Genomic DNA, 21,543 nt, shown 5'->3' on the forward strand with positions numbered 1-21,543 from the left:
ACCGTGTGACGTCGGAAACGGCGATCACGCGGCCCCGGGTGGTCGAGACGGCGATCACGCGGCGCCAGGCGGTCGAGACCACGATCACGCGGTGCCGGGTGGTCGAGACCACGGTCACGCGGCGCCGGGTGGTCGAGACCACGGTCACGTGGCGGCAGGCGGTCCGGACGACGACCGCACGGGGCCCGGCGGCGCCGGAGACGGCGGCCGGCCGGGACCGCGCGGCGCCCGGAGCGTCGAACCCCCTGAGGCGCGGAGCGCCTGGAGCGGCGATCATCCAGTACATGCGGAACATCAGTGACGAGAGCAAGGAACGGCAACCGTGAGCGTCCGGCGGTCGCGGGACGTCCCGGAGCTGGTCGCGAAGGCGCGGGAGGGCGACCCCCGCGCCGTCGCGCGTCTCGTGTCGCTGGTCGAGGACGGGGACGAGGTGCTGCCGCAGGTCGCGGCGGCTCTCGCCCCGCACGCCGGCGCCGCCCACGTCATCGGGCTGACCGGCTCGCCCGGCGTCGGCAAGTCGACCACCACCAACGAGCTGGTCCGCGCGTTCCGCAAGCAGGACAGGCGGGTCGGGGTGCTCGCGGTCGACCCGTCCAGCCCGTTCACCGGCGGGGCGATCCTCGGCGACCGCGTCCGGATGCAGGACCACGCCACCGACCCGGGCGTCTACATCCGCTCCATGTCCAGCCGGGGGCACCTCGGCGGGCTGTCGGCGGCGACCCCGCAGGCGGTGCGGGTCCTCGACGGCGCCGGCTGCGACCCCGTCGTCGTGGAGACCGTCGGCGTCGGGCAGGCCGAGGTCGAGATCGCCGGCCTCGCCGACACGACCCTCGTGCTGCTCGCGCCCGGCATGGGCGACTCGATCCAGGCGGCCAAGGCCGGGGTGCTGGAGATCGCCGACATCTTCGTCGTGAACAAGGCGGACCGGGACGGCGCCGACGCCACGTACCGCGACATCCAGGGCATGATCGGGCTCGGCGAACGCGCTCCCGGCCAGTGGCGCCCCAAGGTCCTGCGCTGCGTCGCGGTCAGGAACGAGGGCATCGACGAGATCGTGGCGACGATCGCCGAGCACCGCGCGCACCTGCACGACACGGGCGAGCTGCGCCGCCGCCGCGAGAAGCGGGCCGCCGCGGAGATCGAGGCGATCGCGCTGGGCACGCTGCGTGGCCGGATGGAAGCCCTGCGGGACGGCGCCGTGCTGGCCGGTCTCGCCAGGAAAGTCGCGGACGGTGACCTTGATCCGCACTCCGCGGCGAGCGAGCTGGTGACCATGACCGAAAAGCGGAACGACCGCTAAGGTCTGCGGGTCAACCTTCAGCTCGACCAGCACAGGGGGCACATCTTGACGGCCTGGACCGTCATGCTGCGTGGCATCAGGTACCGGGCCGGCCGGTCGTTCGTGGTCTTCGTCCTCGCCGCGACGGCGAGCACGGCGGCCGTGCTCGCACCCGCGTACAGCCGTGCCGCGCAGCAGTCCGTGCTCACCGACGGCCTGTCCGCCGCGTCCACCGACGCGACCGGGCTGACCGTCGGGGCAAAGGGCACCGCAGACAGCGCCGCGTTCATGGACCTCGCCGAGATCCGGCTGGCCGTGAACACCGCGCTCACCAAGGACCAGCTGCTCGCCGACCGGCTCGACCTGCCGGTCGCGGCCATCGACACCGAAGTCACCCTCGGTGACCTGACCGGCAAGCTCGCGTACCGCGACAACGCCTGCCACCACCTGAGCATCGACGGCGACTGCCCCGACGAACCGGGCCGGATCGCGGTCAGCCGGCGCACCGCCGCGGCCCGCGACCTGAAGACCGGGGACAAGCTCACCGTCCACCTCGGGCCGGCGACCGGCGGGCACGACAAGACGTTCACGATCAGTGGCCTGTACACGCCGACCGACGCCGACGCCGCGTACTGGGGCCGCACGTCCTACTTCAACGCCGGCGACAGCACGGCCGACGCGCTGTTCTCGATGACCGAGGACGACCTGCGCCAGGAACGCACCGCCACCCTCGCGACCCGCCTGGAATACCCGCTGCGCGCCGACCGGGTCAGGCTCGACGACGTCGCCGGGCTCCGCGACGGCATCCAGACCCTGGGCGACCGGCTGCGCGGCCAGGAGCTGGAGGTCACCACGACCCTCCCGGCGGTGCTGCGCGACATCGACGCCGACCGGGCCAGCATCGGCCGGACGGCGCCGGTCATCGCCGTGCCGCTGCTGCTGCTGTGCTGGTTCGTGCTCTTCCTGCTCGTCGCGTCGCTCACCGAGGAGCGGGCGCCGGAGATCGCCCTGGCGAAGCTGCGCGGCTACCCGGCCGGGCGGGCCGGCAGGTTCGGCCTCGGCGAGGTGCTGCTGCTGACCGTGGCCGCCACGCCCGCCGGGATCGCCGCCGGGCTGCTGCTCGTGCAGGTCGCCGCCGGCGCGCTGCTCGCCGACGGGGTCCGGGTCGAGGTGCGCTGGCCGGTGTTCGCCGCCGCGGGCGTCGCCCTCGCCGCCGGGATCGCCGCCACCGTGCTCGCCGGCCGGCAGACCCTGGCCCGGCCGGTCCTCGGCCTGCTGCGCCGGGTCCCCGAGCGCGGCGGCCTGCGGGCCGGGGTCGCGGACGGCGTCGTCGTGGCGCTCGCCGCGGCCAGCCTCGCCGCCGCCGTCAGCGACCGCGGCTCGCCCCTGGCACTGCTCGCGCCGCCGCTGATCGCGGTCGTCGTCGGCGTCGCCGCCGCCCGGCTGCTCGGCTTGTGGTCGCACGCCCGGCTGCGCATCGCCCGCCGGCGCGGCCGGATCGTGCCGCTGCTGTCCGCCGCGCAACTGTCCCGCCGCCCCGGCGGCCGGCGGCTCGTCGTCGTGGTCACGGTCGCGGTGGCGCTGCTGACCTTCGCCGCGACCGCGTGGGACGCCGCGGCGCAGGCCCGCCGCGACACCGCCGCCGACACCGTCGGCGCGCAGCGGGTCCTCACCGTCGCGGCCGACCACCCGTCCGCCCTGCAGGCCGCCGTCGACAAGGCCGACCCGGGCGGGCACTCCATGGCCGTCGTCCGCGCCAGCCAGCGCTTCGACAACGTCCCCGTCGAGCTGCTCGGGGTCCAGTCGGGCCGGCTCGCGGACGTCGCGGTGTGGCGCGGGCACTCCCGGGCCGACGTCGGCGAGCTCGCCGCCCGGCTGCACCCGGACGTCGCGGCGCCGCTGCGGCTCGGCAAGGACGTCGCCGCCGAGATCACCGTCGACGCGCTGCCGGCCCGGCCGGCGCTGCGGGTCGCCGCGATCGTCGCCGCGCCGGGCCAGCCGCCCCGCACGGTCGCGCTCGGCGGGCTGACGAAGGGGACGAGGTCCTACCACGCCACCCTCACCGGCTGCGCCGGCGGCTGCCGGCTCGTCGGCCTCGCCATCGGGCGGGCGGCGGGCGGCAGCGAACCCTTCGCCGTCAGCGTCGCCGTCCGCGGCCTGAGCAGCGACGGCGGGCCCCTGGCACCGGGCTTCGACCTCTCCGGTCGCTGGCAGCCCCGCCAGAGCACGGTCAGCGTCCGGCCCGGCGCCGCGCTCGGTGTCGACGTCGCCGGCAGCGACACCGCCGACGCCGTCGTCGAGCACGTCGACACGCCTGACGCGCTGCCCGCGGTCCTCGCCGGCGGCGCACCCACCGACGACGCGGCCGCGGCGACGTTCAAGCTGCCGGGGTTCTCCGAGCAGCCGCAGCCGTTCACGGTCGCGGCGCACGCCGGCAGCCTGCCCAGGGCCGGCCGGCGCGGCGTGCTGTTCGACCTCGACTACGCCACCCGGATGGCCGAGCGTGGCGCGAGCCTCGCCGACAACGCCACCCTCCGCTACGAGGTGTGGGCCTCCGCCGCCGCGCCCGCCGACCTCGACCGGCGGCTCGCCGCGGCCGGGGTGCAGGTGCTGCGGACCGAGACCATCGACGGGCGGCTGGCGCAGCTCGCCCGCCGCGCGCCGGCCCTCGGCCTGTGGCTCTACCTGCTCGCCGGCGGCGCCGCGATCCTCCTCGCGATCGGTGTCGTGCTGCTCACCGCGTACGTCGGGGTCCGCGCCCGCCTCTACGAGCTCGCCGCGCTGCGGGTCGCCGGGGTGCGGGCCGGGCAGCTGCGCAGGGCGGTGTTCCAGGAGTACCGGGCGCTGCTCGGCGTCCCGCTCGTCGTCGGCCTCGCCGCCGGGCTGCTCGGCGCGATGGTGATGCTGCCGGGAATCCCCCTGGTCACCGTCGGGGTCGCCACGCCGATCGCCTGGCGCCTCACCATGGGCGCCCTTCCCATCGCTGTCGCGGCCATCGTCATCGGTCTGGCGGCGTCGGTACTGATGGTGCTCCGCCTCCTCGGCCGGGCCACGCCGGAGCAACTGCGGGACGGTGTGCAGTGAGTGGGCTTGCGGTGAGGTGTCGGGGCCTTGTTTACATCTACCGGCTGGAGGGCTACGACGTCGTGGCCCTGTCCGGGGTCGATCTCGACATCTCCGCCGGGGAGTCGGTCGCCCTGCTCGGCCCGTCCGGGTCGGGCAAGTCGACCCTGCTGTCGCTGCTCGCCGGCCTCCTGCCACCGTCGGCGGGCCGGGTCAGCGTCGGCGAGCACGACCTCGCCCGCGCCACGCCGGCCGAGCTGCAGCACCTGCGGGCCACCGACGTCGGTGTCGTGCTGCAGGGCGCGTCACGGAATCTGCTGCCGTACCTGACGGCCGAGCAGAACGTCCGCTTCGCCCAGCGTGGCGTCCCCGGCGACCGGCGCCGGGAACTGCCCGACCCGCGCGAGGTGCTCGCGACGGTCGGTCTGAGCGGACGGGGACGCAACCGTCAGCGGCCGCAGCGACTCTCTCCTGGTGAGCGTCAACGGTTGGCGCTCGCCGTCGGGCTGGCCGCCCGCCCGGGACTGCTGCTCGCCGACGAGCCGACCAGCCAGCTCGACACCCGCGCCCGCGACGAGGTGCTCCTCGCCCTGGACGCGGTGCGCCGGGCCGGCACGACGGTGGTCGTCGTGACGCACGACCCGGACGTCGGCCGGCGGATGGGCCGCACCGTCACCATCCGGGACGGGCGGGTCGGCGCCGAAGGCCGTCGCGGAGAGGACTTCGCGGTGGTCGGTCGCGACGGTACGGTGCACCTGCCGCAGGAGGTGCTGCGCATGCTGCCGCCCGGTTCGCTGGTCGGCGTCGAGCCGCAGCCCGACGGCACGGTGCTGCTCGTGCCCGCCCGGTCTCAGACGTTGTTGGAGGACATGCAGTGAAGACGTTGACGGTCGACGGCGTCACGGTGGCGTACGAGCGCGACCACCCCGTGCTGCGCGACGTCTCGGTGGTGGTCTCCCCGGGTCAGATCCTCGCCGTCACCGGTCCGTCCGGTGCCGGCAAGACGACCCTGCTGTGGGCGATGGCGGGGCTGCTGAGGCCCGCCGCCGGCGTCGTGGCCGTCGACAGCACGCCGCTGCGCGACCGCGACCACGCCGTGGCCGAGAAGGTCGTGCTGATCCCGCAGGACAACGGGCTCGCCGCGATCCTCACCGCGCAGGAGAACATCCAGGTCGCGATGATCGCCGGCGGCGCGGCCCCGGCCGACGCCCGGCGGGCGACCGTGTCGTCGCTGGAGCGCCTCGGCCTCGGCGGCCAGGCCGACCAGCTCGTCGAGGAGCTGTCCGGCGGCCAGCAGCAGCGCGCCGCGATCGCCCGGGGCCTGGCCCTGCACGGCGCCGTGGTGCTCGCCGACGAGGTGACCAGCGAGCTGGACTCCACCAACCGGCAGAAGGTCATGGAGCTCCTGCAGGAGGAGGCCCGCCGCGGCGCGGCGGTCGTCTTCGCCACCCACGACCCGGAGGCCGCGGCCGCCTGCGACCGCGAGCTGCACCTGTCCGACGGTGTCGCTCAACTGGTCCGTTAGGTACTCCCTGCGTTGGCCGGGCGCGAGTACGCTCGCGCTCGGCCACCGACCTAGGGGAGTTTTGACATGACCGACGTGACCGCGGGTCTCCCCGCACAGCGCACCGACGTGGACGACCCGGACATGACCGGCGACGCCCTCGCGATCGAGCCCGCCACCCCGGGATCCGTGGCGGGCACCACCGCCGACCGGGTCTCGGCCTTCGCCAGCGAGACCGCCGACCGGGTCGGGGAGTTCGCCACGACGACCGCCGCCGCTTCCGGGCGGATCGCCTCGCAGGTCGTCGACCGGCTGCGCAACAACGCCGAGCTCACCGCCGAGCGCGGCACCACCACCATCGCCGACGAGGTGGTCGAGAAGATCGCCGGCATCGCCGCCCGTGAGGTCCCCGGCGTCTACGACCTCGGCGGCGACGTCGCGCGGGTCTTCGCCTCGGTCCGCGACCGGATCGGCCTCGGCGACGACGAGCGCGAGAACGGCAACCGCGGTGTGAGCGTCCGGCTCGAGGGCACCTCCGCCGCCGTGCGGGTCACGCTCGTCATCGAGTACGGCTTCGTGCTGTACTCCGTCGCCGAGAAGGTCCGCGCCAACGTCATCGGCGCGGTCGAGAACCTGCTCGGGCTCGAGGTCACGTCGGTGGACATCGTCGTGGACGACGTCCACGTCAGTGACAAGCTTCCGGAGTCGCAGGAAGCCTCGGCCGCGTAGGGTAAACGCGGCGTGACGGAGGGTGGGAGTTGCCCCGCCCTCCTGAGCGATCGTTCAGGAAGCGCATACCATCGACGGTGAGACGGACACCCCGATCACCCCGAGGAGCGCCGACACCCGATGGACGCCCACGACATCGCCGAGGGCCGCGCCCGCTGGCAGCGCCGCTATGACGAGGCCCGCAAGCGCGACGCCGACTTCACCACCCTGTCCGGGACCCGGCTCGACCCGGTCTACGGGCCGCCCGAGGGCGCCGACGTGCCGGGCTTCGAGCGCATCGGCTGGCCCGGCGAGTTCCCGTACACGCGCGGCCTGCACCCCACGGGGTATCGCGGCCGCACCTGGACCATCCGCCAGTTCTCCGGCTTCGGCAACGCGCAGCAGACCAACGCGCGCTACAAGATGCTGCTCGGCGCGGGCGGTGGCGGGTTGTCCGTCGCCTTCGACATGCCGACGCTGATGGGCCGCGACTCCGACGACCCGCAGTCCCTCGGCGAGGTCGGCCACTGCGGCGTCGCCATCGACTCCGCCGCCGACATGGACGTGCTCTTCGACGGCATCCCCCTGGCGGACGTCACCACCAGCATGACCATCTCCGGCCCGGCCGTCCCCGTCTTCTGCATGTATCTGGTGGCCGCCGAGCGCCAGGGCGCCGACCTCGCCGGGCTCGACGGCACCCTGCAGACGGACATCTTCAAGGAGTACATCGCGCAGAAGGAGTGGCTCTTCCCGCCCGAGCCGCACCTGCGCCTGATCGGCGACCTCATGGAGTTCTGCGGTCGTGAGATCCCGCGCTACAAGCCGCTGTCCGTCTCCGGCTACCACATCCGGGAGGCCGGCTCGACCGCCGCGCAGGAGCTCGCCTACACCCTGGCCGACGGCTTCGGATACGTGGAGCTGGGCCAGTCCCGCGGCCTCGACGTCAACAGGTTCGCGCCCGGGCTCAGCTTCTTCTTCGACGCGCACATCGACTTCTTCGAGGAGATCGCGAAGTTCCGCGCCGCCCGGCGGATCTGGGCCCGCTGGCTGCGCGACGTCTACGGCGCCACCAGTGAGAAGGCGCTCTGGCTCAAGTTCCACACGCAGACGGCCGGCGTCTCGCTGACCGCGCAGCAGCCGTACAACAACGTCGTGCGCACCGCGGTCGAGGCGCTCAGCGCGGTCCTCGGCGGCACCCAGTCGCTGCACACCAACGCCCTCGACGAGACCCTGGCGCTGCCCACCGACGAGGCCGCCGAGATCGCCCTGCGCACGCAGCAGGTGCTGATGGAGGAGACCGGCGTCACCAACGTCGCCGACCCGCTCGGCGGCTCCTGGTATGTGGAGGAGCTGACCGACCGCATCGAGGCCGAGGCCGAGGCGATCTTCCAGCGGATCCGGGACATGGGCGGCGACGGCACGATCACCGCGGGCATCCTGCGCGGCATCGAGGACGGCTGGTTCATGTCGGAGATCGCCGACAGCGCGTTCGTCTACCAGCAGGCCCTGGAGAAGGGCGACAAGCGGGTCGTCGGCGTCAACGTGCACACCGGGTCGCTGACCCGGGAGCTGGACATCATGCGGGTCTCGCACGAGGTCGAGATCGAGCAGAACAAGCTCCTCGGCGCCCGCCGCGCCGAGCGGGACAACGCCCTCGTGGAGCAGCGGCTCCAGGAGATGGTGGCGGCCGCTCGTACCGGCGGGAACATGATCCCGGCGATGCTGGACGCGTGCCGGGCCGAGGCGACCCTCGGCGAGATCTGCGGTGCCCTCAAGGACGAGTGGGGCATCTACCGGGAGCCGGCCAGGTTCTAGCCGGGGCTGACGCCAGCCGGTCGCGTGGGGGTTCCCGCCTCCCACGCGCCGCGCTCAAGCCTGTGACCTAACCGCAATGCAACCGGCCCCTTCCCCGGTTGGTCTACCTACGAACCACCTTGACCGACGGGGGAGGGGCCTTGCTGGCACTCGTGCTCGCAGCGTTGCGGGCCAGGCGGACCCAGGCGCTGACGTTGCTGCTGCTGAGCACGCTCGCGGCGGCCGCGGCGGCCGCCGCGCCCTGGTATGTCCTGGCGTCCACCGAGCGCATCGCGACCCGCCACGTGGAGTCCGCGCCGATCCAGGAGCGGTCCCTGGAGACCGTCGGCGAGGGCGCGATCGAGGGTGGGTCCGTCGCGGCGCACCTGGCGGCCAACGAGCGCCTCACCCGGTCGGTCGTGGAGCTGGAAGGGTTCACCTCGTACACGTCCGCTTACCTGGTCGGCTCGCTGATCGCGTCGGCGGCGCAGGACGACGGCCGCACCATCGGCGTGAAGCGCGAGACCGACTCCCCGCTGACGCTGCGCACCGGCGCGTGTGAGCACGCCACCATCGAGGGGCGCTGCGCGACCGCCGCGGACGAGGTGATGCTCAGCTACCGCACCGCCCATTGGCTGGGCGCCGAACCCGGCGACAAGGTCTCCTACGAGGCGACCAACCTCGTCGGCTCGTCCCAGTTCACGGTCGTCGGCATCTACCGGCCGGACGACCCGGCCGACCCGTTCTGGAGCAGCAACGCCCAGCTGATCGCGGTCGACCTGCCGCCCGGCGCGCCGCCGGAGATCACCGAGCCGGTCGACGACGCGATCCTCGCCGGCCCGGCCGTGTTCGACCAGCTGAAGCCCGAGAAGGCGCGCTTCGTCGTCGACCTGGTCGCCGAGCCGAGGCTCTTCGTCGACAACTCCCCGTCGGAGGTCCGCGCGTTCCTCGACGCGGCGTCGGTCAAGGCGGCCAACAACCGGCTCACCATGTACACCAGCATCTATTCCACCGTCGACCGGGTCGAGCGGGACCGGCAGCTGCTGAGCCTCGGCGTCCCCGTGGGCGCGTTCCAGCTGCTGCTGCTGTGCTGGTTCGCGCTGTACCTCGCGGTCAAGTACACCGGTGACGAACGCCGCCCGGACGTCGGCCTGGTCAAGCTGCGCGGTGCGACGCGCGGCCGGACCTGGGCGCTCGTCGGCGGGCAGAGCGCGGTGCCGATGCTGGCCGGGGCGGTGCTCGGGCTCCCGCTCGGTTACCTGGTGGCCACCTCGGTCACCGGCACGATCGACGACCCGGCGGTCGTCTCGCAGGCCGTGTCGCTGTCCGTCGGCGCGGTGATCGTCGCCGTGGTCGGTGCGATGTTCGCCGCGCTGCTGGCGGAGCGGCGCTCGCTGGGTGCGACGGTCGCCGAGCTGCTGCGGCAGGCCCCCGGCAAGGCCCGCGCGTGGCGCGACCTGTTCGACCTGGTGCTCGTGATCGTCGCGGGGGTCGCCGTGTACCAGGTGAGGACCCGCGCCTCCGGGGACGCGGCAGGGCTCGCGCTGCTGGCGCCCGGCCTCGCCGCGCTGGCCTGCGCCCTGGTCGCGTCCCGGGCGATCACGGCGGTCGCCGGCCGGCTGGTCGAGGGCGCCCTGCGGCACGGCCGCCCGGCCCGCGCGCTCACCGCCATCTACCTGGCCCGCCGGCCCGGCGTCCACCGGCTCGCCGCGCTCATGATCGTGACCGTGGCGCTGCTCGGGACGTCGTTCATCACCTGGGACACCGGTCGCAGCGCCGGACGCGCCCGGGCCGAACTGGAGGTCGGCGCCGACCGGGTGCTCACCGTCCGCGCCGAGAACCGGCTCGCCCTGCTCCAGGCGGTCCGCGCCGCCGACCCGTCCGGTAGGCAGGCCATGGCGGTCGTGCAGTCGCTGCGCTCCGCCCAGGACCGGGTCCTGCTCGTGGACAGCCCGCGCCTGCCCGCGGTGGCCGTCTGGCGCCCCGAATACGGGATGACCGCCGAACAGGCCGCCGCCGCCCTGCACCCCGAGGCGCCCGACCCGGTCATGGTCACCGGCGGCGAGCTGACGTTCGACCTCGACGTGGTGATGACCGCGCCCGAGCGGGGCCGGACGCTCTTCTTCGAGGCCGTCCTCGCCGACTCCGCCGGCAACCGTCTCGTGGCCCGGGTCGGCCCGCTCGTCGACGGCGCCGCGGTGCTCAAGGCCCCGATCGCCGCCTGCGCCACCGCACCCGGGTGCCGGCTGAGCTCCCTGGCCATCATGCAGAGCACGCTGGATCAGAAGGTGTTCTTCGCCGCCCGCCCCGGCATCGACGTCACCGTCCGGGGCCTGTCGGCCGGGTCGCCGGTCCTCGGCGCGGACGCCCTGGCCGACCGGACCCGATGGCGGCTCGCCGTCTCCCCGGCGCCGCCCAACCTCATCGTCACGCCGACCGGCGCCGGTCTGCTGCTGCGGGTCGCGCCGATCCGGCCCGGCCCCGCGTCGGACGCCGGCGTCTACCCGGTCGACACGCCCGCGCCGATCGCCACGATCCGGGCCAAGCGGCTCCAGCAGCGCATCGCCGGGGACCAGCGGGTCACGTACGGCTCGGCGTCGATCGCCGAGCGCATCGTGGGCGACGCGACCCGCCTGCCCCGCCTCGGCGACCAGGGCGTGCTCGCCGACCTCGAATACGCCGACCGGCTCGGCGCCGACTTCGGCGCGGGCGAGTCGCTGCAGGTCTGGCTCGCCCCCGGCGCGCCGCGCGACATCGTCGACCGGCTGCGCGAGCAGGGGCTGATCGTGCAGGGCGAGGAGAGCATCGACGCCACCGCCGCCCGCTACGCGTCCTTCGGCCCGCCGCTGACCCTGCAGTTCATGCTGCTGTCGGCGGTCATCGGGGTGGCGCTCGCGATCGGCGCGGCCACGGTGGTCGCCGCCGTCGAACGCCGGCCGCGGGCCAGGGAGCTCAACGCGCTGCGCGTCCAGGGCGCGCCCGCCCGCGTCGTGCAACGCGTGGCCGTCGAGGGGTACCTCATCCTCGTCGGCGTCTCCGTCCTGACCGGGGCGCTGCTCGTCGTGCTGATCCAGGCCTACATCGGCGACGTCCTGCCCTACTTCGCCGATGGATGGAGCACGCCGTGACCGGGCCGCAGTGCAGTGTCGGATCGGGCCGGCGCCGGAGCGTAGCGGAGGTGGCGGCGTGACCGGGCCGGAGCGTAGCGGAGTGGCCGGGCACCATGGGCTCAGTTCTGGATCAGGCCGGCGCCGGAGCGTAGCGGAGGTGACGGCGTGATCGGGCTGGTCATGTCGATGATCCGGGCGCGGCCCGGGCAGGCCGTCACCGCGTTCGTCCTGGGGATGCTCGCCATGGCGGCCGCGGTGAGCGCGCCGGTCTACATCACCACCGCAGACCGTGCGGTGGTGGCGAGCGAGGTCGAGGCCGCGCCCGTCAACGAGCTGGTCGTGCAGGCCCGCCGCGAGACGAAGGCCGGCGACCGCTCCTTCGAGGACCTCGCCCCGAAGGTCTTCGTCTTCCCCGGCTTCTCGACCGTCTTCAGCGCCGAGACCAACACCTACGTGCAGAGCCCCGTCGCGGGCGCCGACCCGGTCGCGCCGCGGTTCGTGTACCGCGACGGGGCGTGCGAGCACGTCCGGATCGTCGAGGGTCGCTGCTTCATCAGCCAGAGCGAGATCATCCTCAGCAAGCCCACGCTCGACCAGCTCAAGATCAAGGTCGGCGCGGTCCTGGACGTCGACTGGAGCACGTTCGACGCCGAGGGCCAGGAATGGATCCCGCTCGGCAAGCCCACGGCGATGTCGGTCATCGGCGCGTACGAGCCGATCGACGCGACCGACCAGTACTGGGCGGACTTCGGCTACTTCGACGACCGCCCGTCGGCCCGGCGGGTCACCGCCCCGATCCTCGCCAACAGGCTCACGCTGGAGTCGATCGAGCGGATGACCGAGCGGCAGGCCCTCGACGTCGTCATCGACCACGCCGCGATCACCGGCGAGAGCCTGGTCGCGGTCAACGCCGCCGTCGAGAGCGGCCGGGCCCAGCTCGCCGGCCTGTCCGGCTCGCCGACGGTCAAGGCGGACCTGCCGCACCTGCTGGCCCGCATCGAGCGCGACCGGAGCCTGGTCGCCCAGGTCGTGCCGGTCGGTGCGGTGCCGCTCGTGCTGCTGTGCTGGTTCGTGCTGTTCGTCGCCGTCGCCTCGGCGACCGCCGAGCGCCGGCGCGAGCTCGGCCTGATGTCCCTGCGCGGCGTCACGTTCCCGCGCCGCTGGTGGCTCGCCGCGGGCGAGAGCATCGTGCCGATCCTGCTCGGCGCCGCCGCCGGGTTCGTCCTCGGCCACTACCTCGTCCGGCTCGCCGCCTGGCTGCTGCTGAGTGCCAGCGGCGACGTACCGCTGACGGAGGGCGCGAACCTGTGGGCCGTCATCGCCCTCGGTGGTGCCCTCGGGGCGGCGGTCCTCGCCCAGCGGGCCGAGCTCGCCAAGAAGACCATCGACCTGCTCCGCAACGTGCCCAGCCGGCTGTCGCGGTGGGGCGCCCCGGTCTTCGAGGTCGCCGTCGTGGTCCTCGCCGTCGTCGCCGTGCTGCAGCTGCGGGAGGGCGATAGCGGGCTCACCGGTTTCGCGGTCTTCGGACCGTCGCTGGTGGTCATCGCGTTCGGCCTGCTCGCCGCCCGCGGCGTGCTGCCCCTCGCCGAACGCAACGGCCGGCGGGCCCTGCGCCGCGGCCGGATCGGCCCGACGCTCGCCGCGTACGCGATGGCCCGCCGCCCGGGCAGCCAGCGCATCCTCGCCCTGTTCGTGGTCGCGATCGCCCTCGCCTGTTTCGCGGCGACCGCGGCGACCGCCTCCGACGACAACCGCGACCTGCGGATCCGGGTCGAGCTGGGCGCCGACCGGGTCCTCACCGTCGAGCCGGTCAGCCGCACCGAGCTGCTCAGCAAGGTCCGGGAGCTGGACCCCGCCGGCGACTTCGCCATGGCCGCCGCGATGCTGCCGCGGTCGGAGGACACGGCGGTGCCGCGGGTGCTCGGCGTCGACAGCGAACGCCTCGCCAAGGTCGCGCTGTGGAACGACACCGGGCTCACCGCCGCCGAGGCCGCCGCACTGCTGCGGCCCGACGTCCCCAGCGAGAGCATCGTCCTGGACAACAAGGACGTGACCCTCGACGTCACCGTCAACAACCTCGCCGACGCGTTCCGGGTCAGGTTCATCGCGGTCGTGATCCCGCTGGACGGCTCGGCCGCCGGTGAGGTCGACTTCGGCGCACCGCAGCTGGGCCGGCACACGTACATCAGGAACCTCCCGATGTGCGTCAACAGGTGCCGGCTCGCCGCGCTGCGGATCCGGCAGCCGGAGGACCGCGGCTTCGACGCCACGATCACCCTGCACTCCATGGCCCAGCGCGGCGAGACCATCACCGACTTCAGCGACCCCGAGCAGTGGCGGGTCCCGGAGACCCCCGGCCCCAAGCTGATCGTGCCGGACCTCAGGTCCGCGGACGGCGGGCTGCGCATGGAGGTGACCGGCTACAAGGGCGCCGACGTCGCGTACACGCTCATGCCGACCGACGCGCCGTCGCCGATGCCGGTCGTCATGGGACGCGCCGCAGGCATGGGCGACTTCATGGCGGGCTTCGACGGGGCCAGGATCGCCGCCAGAACCGTCGGCGAGGTGGGCCAGGCCCCCCGCATGGGCTCGCAGGGCGGCCTCGTCGACCTCGACTACGCCGAGCGGCTCTCCTCCGGCGGCGCGGACACGATCACCCCGCAGGTCTGGCTCAACGAGAAGGCCCCCGCCGACATCCTCGAGCGGATCGAGGTGCTGGGCCTGAAGATCATGAAGGACCAGCGGATCCGCCCGCTGCGCGCCGCTCTCGACGAGCAGGGACCGGCGGTCGCGCTGCGCTTCCACGAGCTCGCCGCCGGGCTCGCCGTGCTCCTGGCCGGCGGGGCCCTGTGGCTCGTCGCCGGCCTGGACCGGCAGCGCCGCCGCGGCGAGCTGCGGGCGCTGCGGGCCCAGGGCGTCGGCCGCCGCGACGCGTCCGCCAACGGCTACCTGGCGCTGGTCGGCACCGCGGCGGTCATCGGGCCGTTCGCCGCGATGAGCTGCTGGCTCCTGGTGCGCGAACATCTTCCGGTGTTTACTGACGACCCCGGCACCTTCCCGGTGCCGATCTGGCCGTCGCCGCTGCCGGTCGCCATCGGGTGGCTGGCGGCCGTGCTGATCCTCGCCGGCGTGGCGCTCCTCGCCGGTGCCCGACTCCGTGCCGCGACCAGACAGCGATAAGGGGACTGCTCATGAACGGGTTGGCGGTGGCCTGCCGGCGGGTCGTGCACATCTACCGGGCCGAGGCCGGTGACGTCGTGGCGCTCGCCGGCGTCGACCTGTCGATCGGGCCGGGGGAGACCCTCGCTCTCGTCGGTCCGTCCGGCTCCGGCAAGTCGACGCTGATCGCGCTGCTCGCCGGGCTCATGCGGCCCTCCGCGGGCCGGGTCAACATCGGCACGTACGACATGGGCAAGCTCTCCGACGGCGAGATCGCCCGCCTGCGCGGCACCGAGATCGGCGTCGTGCTGCAGGGCGCGGCCCGCAACCTGCTGCCGTACGCGACGCTGCACCGCAACATCTGGCTCGCCCAGCGGCGCGCCGCCCGCACCGAGGGCATCAAGCTCGACGACCCGGACCGCATCCTCGACCTCGTCGGGCTGCCCGGCCTCGGTCGCTCCCGCATCGACGAGCTCGCGCCCGGCGCCCGCCAGCGCGCCGCCCTCGCCGTCGGCATCGCCGCCGGGCCCGGCCTGCTGCTCGTCGACGAGCCCACCAGCCAGCTCGACACCGCCGGCCGCGACGAGGTCCTCGAGGCCCTCGAGACGGTCAACCAGGAGCGCAACACGACCATCGTCGTCGTCACCCACGACGGTGACGTCGGCACCCGCCTCGGCCGCGCCGTGACCATCCGCGACGGCCGTGTCGGCGCCGAAGGCCGCGACGGCCAGGACTTCGCGGTCGTCGCCGGGGACGGCACCGTGCAGCTGCCGCCCGAGGTCCTCGGCGACTTCCCGCCCGGCACGCTCTTCACCGTCGAGCACATCGACGGCGCCGTCACACTGGTGGCGGGGGGATCCGACCGGTCACTTGCGGCGGACCACTTGGGACACGTGCCAAACTAGCTCCATGAGCGACCCAAGGCAGACCCAGTCGATCTTCACCCGCGGGGCGGTGGACCTCGGCGCCCTGTCCCGGAGCAATCAGGCCGCGGCGCAGCGATCTGCCCAGCCTGCCGCCGCGCCCAGCTCCGCCTACGTGTTCGACGTCACCGAGGCCAACTTCCAGGACGCCGCGCTGCAGCGTTCGGTCACCACGCCGGTCGTCCTGGACTTCTATGTCGACGGAAGCCAGCCGCACCAGCAGTTCTCCCCGCTGCTGGAGAAGCTGGCCGCCGACGGCGAGGGCGCCTGGCTGCTCGGCCGTGTCGACATCGAGGCCAATCCGCGGCTCGCCCAGATGTTCCGCATCCAGGGCATCCCGTTCGTCGTGGCGATCGTCGGCGGGCAGCCCGTCGACGCGTTCAACCAGATGCTGCCCGAGTCGCACCTGCGCCAGTGGATCGACGCGGTCCTCAAGGCCGCCGGCGTCGAGGTCCAGCGCGGCGACGACCCGCGGCTGCTCGCCGCCGACGACGCCCTCATGGACGGCGACCTCGACGCCGCCGAGCAGGCCTACCGCGCCATCCTCGCCGACACGCCGGCCGACCCGATCGCCGAGTCCGGGATCGCGCAGGTCGCCCTGCTGCGCCGCACCAGCGGCCTCGACCCGGCGGCCGTGCTCGAGGCGGCCGGCGTCGACATGGCCTCGCAGCTGCTCGCCGCCGACATCGAGGTGCTGACCGGCCAGGCCGACCTGGCCTACAAGCGCCTCATCGACCTTGTCCGCCGCACCCCGGGCGACGAACGTGAGACGGTGCGCAAGCACCTCGTCTCGCTGTTCACCGTCGCGGGGCCCGACGACCCCGCGGTCGCCAAGGCCCGCCGGGCGCTGGCGAGCGCGCTGTTCTGAGCCGGGGCGGGATGCGCCGGATCGCCGTCGTCGACGCACCGAGCAACCTGGGTTTGCGGCCACCGACCGCAACCTCGGTCCCCGGCTGCGCGAAAGCACCCGGGGCGCTGCGTGACAGCGGCCTGCTGGCCCGGCTGGGCGCCCGCGACGCGGGGTGCATCACCCCGCCCCGCTACGACCCGGCCGGCTGGCAGCCCGGCGACGGCGTCGCCCAGGCGGACGAGATCGCGGTCTTCGTCCGCCGGCTCGCCGACCGTATCGGCGCCATCCTCGCCTCCGGTGACTTCCCCGTCGTCCTCGGCGGGGACTGCTCGATCCTGCTCGGCGCCGGCCTGGCGATGCGGAGGCATTCCGCCGAGCTCGCCGGCCGGGTCGGGCTCGTCTACGTCGACGGGCACTCCGACTTCCGCCACGAGGGCAACGCCTCCTATGTCGGCGCCGCCGGGGGTGAGGCGCTCGCCCTGGCCACCGGCCGGGGGCAGAGCAACCTCGCCTCGATCGAGCAGCGCCGGCCGTATTTCCGCGACGTCGACGTCGTCCTGCTCGGCATCCGGACGCACGACGAGTATCGCCTCGACCTGCAGGCCGCCGGCATCGTGGCCCGCGCGGTGCCGGAGCTGCGCTCCCACGGCGCCGCCCGCTCCGCCCAGTGGGCCCGCGACCAGCTGCGCGACTGCGCCGGCTTCTGGGTGCACGTCGACGTCGACGTCCTCGACCCGGCGGTCATGCCGGCGGTCGACGCGCCCGACGTGGGCGGGATCGCCTACCGGGAGCTGGAGATCCTGCTCAGCTGCCTGGTCTCCGACCCGCGCTGCGTCGGCGTGCAGGTCACCGTCTTCGACCCGGACTACGACCCCGACGGGCAGTTCGCCCGCGAGGTCACCGACGTGCTGGTCGCCGGCCTGGAGCCGCTCATCACGTCGTCGGCGCTGGCTGCCACCGACCTGACCCCGGTCGTCTCCGCCCCGCCCCTGCAGGCGCCCTTCGCTCCCGCGGCCCTTGCGCCGGCACCGTTCGAGCCGGTCGCGGAGCCGACCGTCGAGGCGCTGCCTTCCGGCGCGGCGGCGCCGTCATCGTCGGCCGAGGAGACGCCGGCCGACGGCGAGGCACCGTCGGACGAGGAGCCCGCCGCGGACCCGCCGGCCGGGTCGGTCGACGAGTTCGTTGCGGACCTGCCGGCCGAGTCGGATGACGAGCCGGCTGATGACGTCCGGGGTGACCTGGCGGAGGACCCGGCGCCCACACCTGCCGACGACCCGGCGCACGGTCCCGTTGGAGACCCGCTGGCGGCGGCGTCCCCAGGTTACGCGCAGGCGGTGGTCGATGCCTCCGGGGAGCCGGCGCCCGGTTCTGCCGGCCATCTCGCGCACGACGCCGCTGACGACCCGGCGGCCGGGCTCGCGCCGGCGTCCCCCGACCCGGCACACGCGTCGGTCGATGCCTCCGCCGGGGGTGAGGACGCCGGGCCCGAGCAGCCGCCCGTGGCGTGGGTCGACATGCGGACCGGGGCGGTGGTCGACCTGGCCGCAGGCCGGGGTGCCGGTCGTGCGGAGCCGGAGAAGGCCGATGCGCCGAGGCTTCCGGCGTACAGTCGCGGCGCGGTGATCGGGATCACCACCCGCAGACCGATCGAGCCGTCCGCCGAGGACGCGGACGGTGGCTGGGTGACCGTCGGCGGTGCTGCCGAGGTGCCGGACGAGCCTGTGGACCCGCCCGTGGAAGACACCGCGCAGCCCGCCGAGGAGGGCGGTGCGCTGCCGTTCGGGCGGCCCGGGCGCAAGGGGCGCAGGGCGCCGCGGCTGGCGCTGACGCTCGCCCCGATCTCGGCACCGCCCATGTCGGGGCGGCTCGCCCGGCGCGGCGACCCGCAGGACGACGGCGGGGCGGCCCAGGAGCCCCGGGAGCGGGACGTCGTGCCGTTCGTGCCGGCGCAGTCCAGGACGGCCCGCGAGGTCACCGACGTGCCGGAGTCGCCGCTCACGGATGTGGTGCCGGCCGCTCGTACACCTGACGACGAACGAACACCGAAGTCCTGACACGGCGCGGCCCCACCCGCCGGTGGCGAGTGGGGCCGGGGTGCGTGCGTCAGCCGATGGTCTGGAAGAACTTCCCGGCGATCGGGACGGCGGCCGCGGTGCTCGCGCCACCGTTCTCGACGAAGACGCAGAAGGCGATGTCGCCGCGGTACCCCATGAACCACGAATGCGTGTGAGCGGGATCGTTGTCGTATTCCGCGGTCCCGGTCTTGCCCCGCAGGTCGCCGGGGAGGTTCTTGAGCTGGTCGGCGGTGCCGGCCGTGACGACCTCGCGCATCATCTGCCGCAGCGCGTCCAGGGAGGCCTGGTTGAGCTGCGGGCCGTCGGCGGCGGGGCTCTTCGGCGCGGGGTCGAGCACCAGCTGCGGCTGCTTCCACTGACCGCGGGCGATCGCGGCGGCGGCACCCGCGAGGGCGACCGGCGAGGAGAGCGTGGTGCCCTGCCCGAACGCGGCCGCGGCCTGCTCGGACTTGGAGCCGTTGGCGGAGACCTTGCCGGTGAAGACGTCGACGCCGAGGTCCCACGGGATGCCGATGCCGACGCTCTGCGCGGTCTTCGCCAGGCCGTCGGGGGCGAGCTGCGGCGCGAGCGACGCGAACGCGGTGTTGCACGACTTGGCGAAGTCGACCCGGAACGGCACGTCGCCGAGCTCCATGTCGTGGGAGTTCCTGAACGTGCGGCCGTCGACGGTGAGGTTCTTCGGGCAGGGGACCACCGTCTCGCCGGTCGTGCCCTTGTCGAGCACGCCGAGCGCGGTGATCGTCTTGAACGTCGAGCCGGGCGGGGTCTGCCCGACGAGCGCGAAGTTGTTGCCAGCCGCGCCGGGGCCGTTGGCGACGGCGACGATCGCGTTGTCGCTGACCCGGATCGCGACGAGGGCCGAGCGGCGGGTGTCGAGGGCGAGCGCCGCCTCGGCCGCGTTCTGCATGTTGACGTCGAGCGTCAGCTTGACCGCCGCGCCCGCCGCCGCCTCGGTGCTGAAGAGCTTCTTGTCGGGGGTGCCGGTGGGCATCGGCACGACGACCGAGACGCCCGGTTTGCCCTGCAGTGCCGGGTCGTACTTCTGCTGCAGCCCGGACAGGCCGACGACGTCGCCGATCTTGTACTTGCCGGGGTTCTTGTCCATGATCTCCTTCGTCACCTCGCCGGACGTGCCGATCAGCGCGCGGGCGAACTGTGCCGAGGGACCCAGGGTCTGCGTCGAGTTGCGGGTGACGACGCCGGGCGTCGAGTTGAGCTTGTTGGCGATTGTGTCGTAGATCTCCTTGCGGAGCGTCACGACCTCCACGAACGCGTCGGGCTTCGCGGCCTTCACCTTGTTGGCCAGGCCGGACAGATCGACCTGCACCTTGGCTGTGGTGAACGCCTCACCGAGGTTTTTCGTGACGATGTTGATGTCGGTGACAGAGCGTGGCTGGACGCCGATGATGACCACGGGCTTGCTGCTCACGATCGGCTGGCCGGAGCCGTCGAGAATGCTGCCGCGGGGGCCAGCGGACTTCCGCACGGCGATCTTGTCGGTGGGCTCCAGTGCCGGGTTGATGGTCTTGGCGTCCCAGACGACGGTCCACTGCTTGTCGACGCGCCTGGCCTTGACCGTGGTGTCGTATTCCCACGTCGACTCGGCGACCGGCCATCTGACCGTCACGACGGCGCTGGCCTCGTCCTTCTTGACCGCGGGCGCGCCCTTGACCGCCAGCTTGGGCGGGGTGGCGGCGAGATCGCCGGCGACGGTGGTCCACAGCTTCTGCGCCGCGTCACCGCTGAGGGCTTTGCCGTCCGTGCCCACGAATTTCATCCCGGCGATGTTGCCCTGCTCCCACGCGGCGAGGAACGTCTTCAGCGCGTCGTCCGGCGGCTTGCTGGAGCAGGCGGGCAGGGCGCCCAGCAGCGCCAGCCCGGCGAAGAGGGCGATCATGCGACGAAACGAAACGGCCATGTGGGCGATTCTGCGCCATGAAAGCCACGATCCGCACTCCCCAAGATCGGTAAAGTTGGACAATTAGTACGGGGTCGTCCTGGTCGATCGGGTAACCGACGCGGGGCCGATCAGAAATGTCGGAGGTACGTCTTAGGCTGTGCGGGACAACCCACAGCGTCGTGGGTGAGGGGAGAACTGACCGATGAACCGGCCCACGGCAACGGTGCGCACTGCGGTCGCCGAGCCAACGATCGAGGACGACGAGTTAACGCAGCCAGTGCCCAACGCTGAGCATCTCGTCGCCGAGGCGGTGGTCCTCGCCGCCGCGCAGGACACCGATCCCGCCCTGGTCGCGAACTACTGGCGTCTCGTCCCCGACGAGGAGCTGGCCAGCTGCCAGGTGTCGAAGATGGTCGCGGCCACACGGTCGCACCTCGAGCTCGCCCAGCAACGGGTCCCGGGGGAGCTGAAGCTCCGCATCGGGCTCAGTGTGACCGGCGGCACATCGCTGGAGATCGTCACCGACGACATGCCGTTCCTGGTCGACTCCGTCACCAGTGCACTGTCGTCCCGCAACCTCGACGTCAACCTGCTCGTCCACCCGCTCGTCGTCGTACGGCGGGCGCCGCTGGGTGCGCTGGAGGAGGTCCGGGTCGGCCTCGAGCCCGAGGACGCCGACCCCGGCGACATCGTCGAGAGCTGGATCCGCATCGAGATCGACCGGATCCGTGACGAGGACGACGTCGAGACCGTCCGCACCGACATCGCCCGCGTGCTCAACGACGTGCGCGAGGCGGTCGAGGACTGGCAGAAGATGCGCACCCAGGCGCTCACTCTCGCCGACGAGCTCGGCAGCGCGCAGCTACCGGTGCCCGACAAGGACATCACCGACTCCGTCGAGCTGCTGCGGTGGCTCGCCGACGACCACTTCACGTTCCTGGGCTTCCGGCAATACAAGCTGACCAAGGGCGAGCACGGCGAGGATCTGCTGCAGGCGGTCCTGGGCACCGGCCTGGGCATCCTGCGCGCCGACCAGCCGCACCCGCGGGTGCTGAGCTCCATGACCGCCGAGGCGTATGCCAAGGCGCTGGAGAAGCGGCTGCTGATCATCACCAAGGCCAACTCCAGGGCGACCGTGCACCGCTCGGCGTATCTGGACTACATCGGCTTCAAGCTCT

12 protein-coding genes and 2 pseudogenes are annotated in these 21,543 nt (G+C 73.4%); 13 read left to right on the top strand and 1 reads right to left on the bottom strand.

What is annotated here, in order from left to right; all coding sequences use genetic code 11:
• Window positions 1–5 precede the first annotated feature (5 nt).
• The 12 genes and pseudogenes from ABZS58_RS34430 to ABZS58_RS34485 form a co-directional block, all read left to right on the top strand.
• Window positions 6–326: a hypothetical protein gene (locus ABZS58_RS34430; RefSeq protein ID WP_354787434.1), complete on the top strand. Its 321-nt coding sequence runs from the start codon at window positions 6–8 to the stop codon at window positions 324–326.
• On the top strand, window positions 323–1,300 hold the full coding sequence (gene meaB, locus ABZS58_RS34435; protein WP_354787435.1) for a methylmalonyl Co-A mutase-associated GTPase MeaB: 978 nt from the start codon (window positions 323–325) through the stop codon (window positions 1,298–1,300). Before ABZS58_RS34430 ends, meaB begins: the two co-directional genes overlap by 4 nt.
• Window positions 1,301–1,345: 45 nt before the next feature.
• The gene (locus tag ABZS58_RS34440; protein WP_354787436.1) at window positions 1,346–4,363 is read left to right on the top strand and encodes an FtsX-like permease family protein; all 3,018 of its coding nucleotides are present in this window, start codon (window positions 1,346–1,348) and stop codon (window positions 4,361–4,363) included.
• Window positions 4,360–5,220 (top strand): ATP-binding cassette domain-containing protein, encoded by an 861-nt coding sequence (locus ABZS58_RS34445; protein ID WP_354787437.1) that lies wholly within the window; start codon window positions 4,360–4,362, stop codon window positions 5,218–5,220. The genes ABZS58_RS34440 and ABZS58_RS34445 overlap by 4 nt, the downstream gene beginning before the upstream one ends.
• On the top strand, window positions 5,217–5,867 hold the full coding sequence (locus tag ABZS58_RS34450) for an ATP-binding cassette domain-containing protein (protein WP_354787438.1): 651 nt from the start codon (window positions 5,217–5,219) through the stop codon (window positions 5,865–5,867). The genes ABZS58_RS34445 and ABZS58_RS34450 overlap by 4 nt, the downstream gene beginning before the upstream one ends.
• Before the next feature lie 66 nt (window positions 5,868–5,933).
• On the top strand, window positions 5,934–6,575 hold the full coding sequence (locus ABZS58_RS34455) for an Asp23/Gls24 family envelope stress response protein (protein WP_354787439.1): 642 nt from the start codon (window positions 5,934–5,936) through the stop codon (window positions 6,573–6,575).
• A gap of 120 nt (window positions 6,576–6,695) precedes the next feature.
• Entirely contained in the window at window positions 6,696–8,369 is a 1,674-nt protein-coding gene (locus ABZS58_RS34460) for a methylmalonyl-CoA mutase family protein (RefSeq protein ID WP_354787440.1), read from the top strand.
• A 140-nt stretch (window positions 8,370–8,509) separates the two neighbouring features.
• On the top strand, window positions 8,510–11,476 hold the full coding sequence (locus ABZS58_RS34465) for an FtsX-like permease family protein (RefSeq protein WP_354787441.1): 2,967 nt from the start codon (window positions 8,510–8,512) through the stop codon (window positions 11,474–11,476).
• 147 nt (window positions 11,477–11,623) lie between these two features.
• Window positions 11,624–14,638, top strand: coding sequence for an ABC transporter permease (locus tag ABZS58_RS34470; protein ID WP_354787442.1), 3,015 nt, complete (start codon window positions 11,624–11,626; stop codon window positions 14,636–14,638).
• 11 nt (window positions 14,639–14,649) lie between these two features.
• Window positions 14,650–15,522: an ATP-binding cassette domain-containing protein gene (locus tag ABZS58_RS34475; protein WP_354787443.1), complete on the top strand. Its 873-nt coding sequence runs from the start codon at window positions 14,650–14,652 to the stop codon at window positions 15,520–15,522.
• 4 nt (window positions 15,523–15,526) lie between these two features.
• Window positions 15,527–16,408 (top strand): tetratricopeptide repeat protein, encoded by an 882-nt coding sequence (locus tag ABZS58_RS34480; RefSeq protein ID WP_354787444.1) that lies wholly within the window; start codon window positions 15,527–15,529, stop codon window positions 16,406–16,408.
• An 11-nt stretch (window positions 16,409–16,419) separates the two neighbouring features.
• Window positions 16,420–17,322: pseudogene (locus ABZS58_RS34485) on the top strand (arginase family protein); the annotation flags it as partial.
• A gap of 1,171 nt (window positions 17,323–18,493) precedes the next feature.
• Here ABZS58_RS34485 and ABZS58_RS34490 read toward each other — a convergent pair.
• Entirely contained in the window at window positions 18,494–20,383 is a 1,890-nt protein-coding gene (locus ABZS58_RS34490; RefSeq protein ID WP_354787445.1) for a penicillin-binding transpeptidase domain-containing protein, read from the bottom strand.
• A gap of 184 nt (window positions 20,384–20,567) precedes the next feature.
• Here ABZS58_RS34490 and ABZS58_RS34495 point away from each other — a divergent pair.
• A pseudogene (locus ABZS58_RS34495) lies at window positions 20,568–21,543 on the top strand (NAD-glutamate dehydrogenase); the annotation flags it as partial.

This window comes from Dactylosporangium sp. NPDC005555 (assembly GCF_040605635.1).
Taxonomy (GTDB): Bacteria; Actinomycetota; Actinomycetes; order Mycobacteriales; family Micromonosporaceae; genus Dactylosporangium.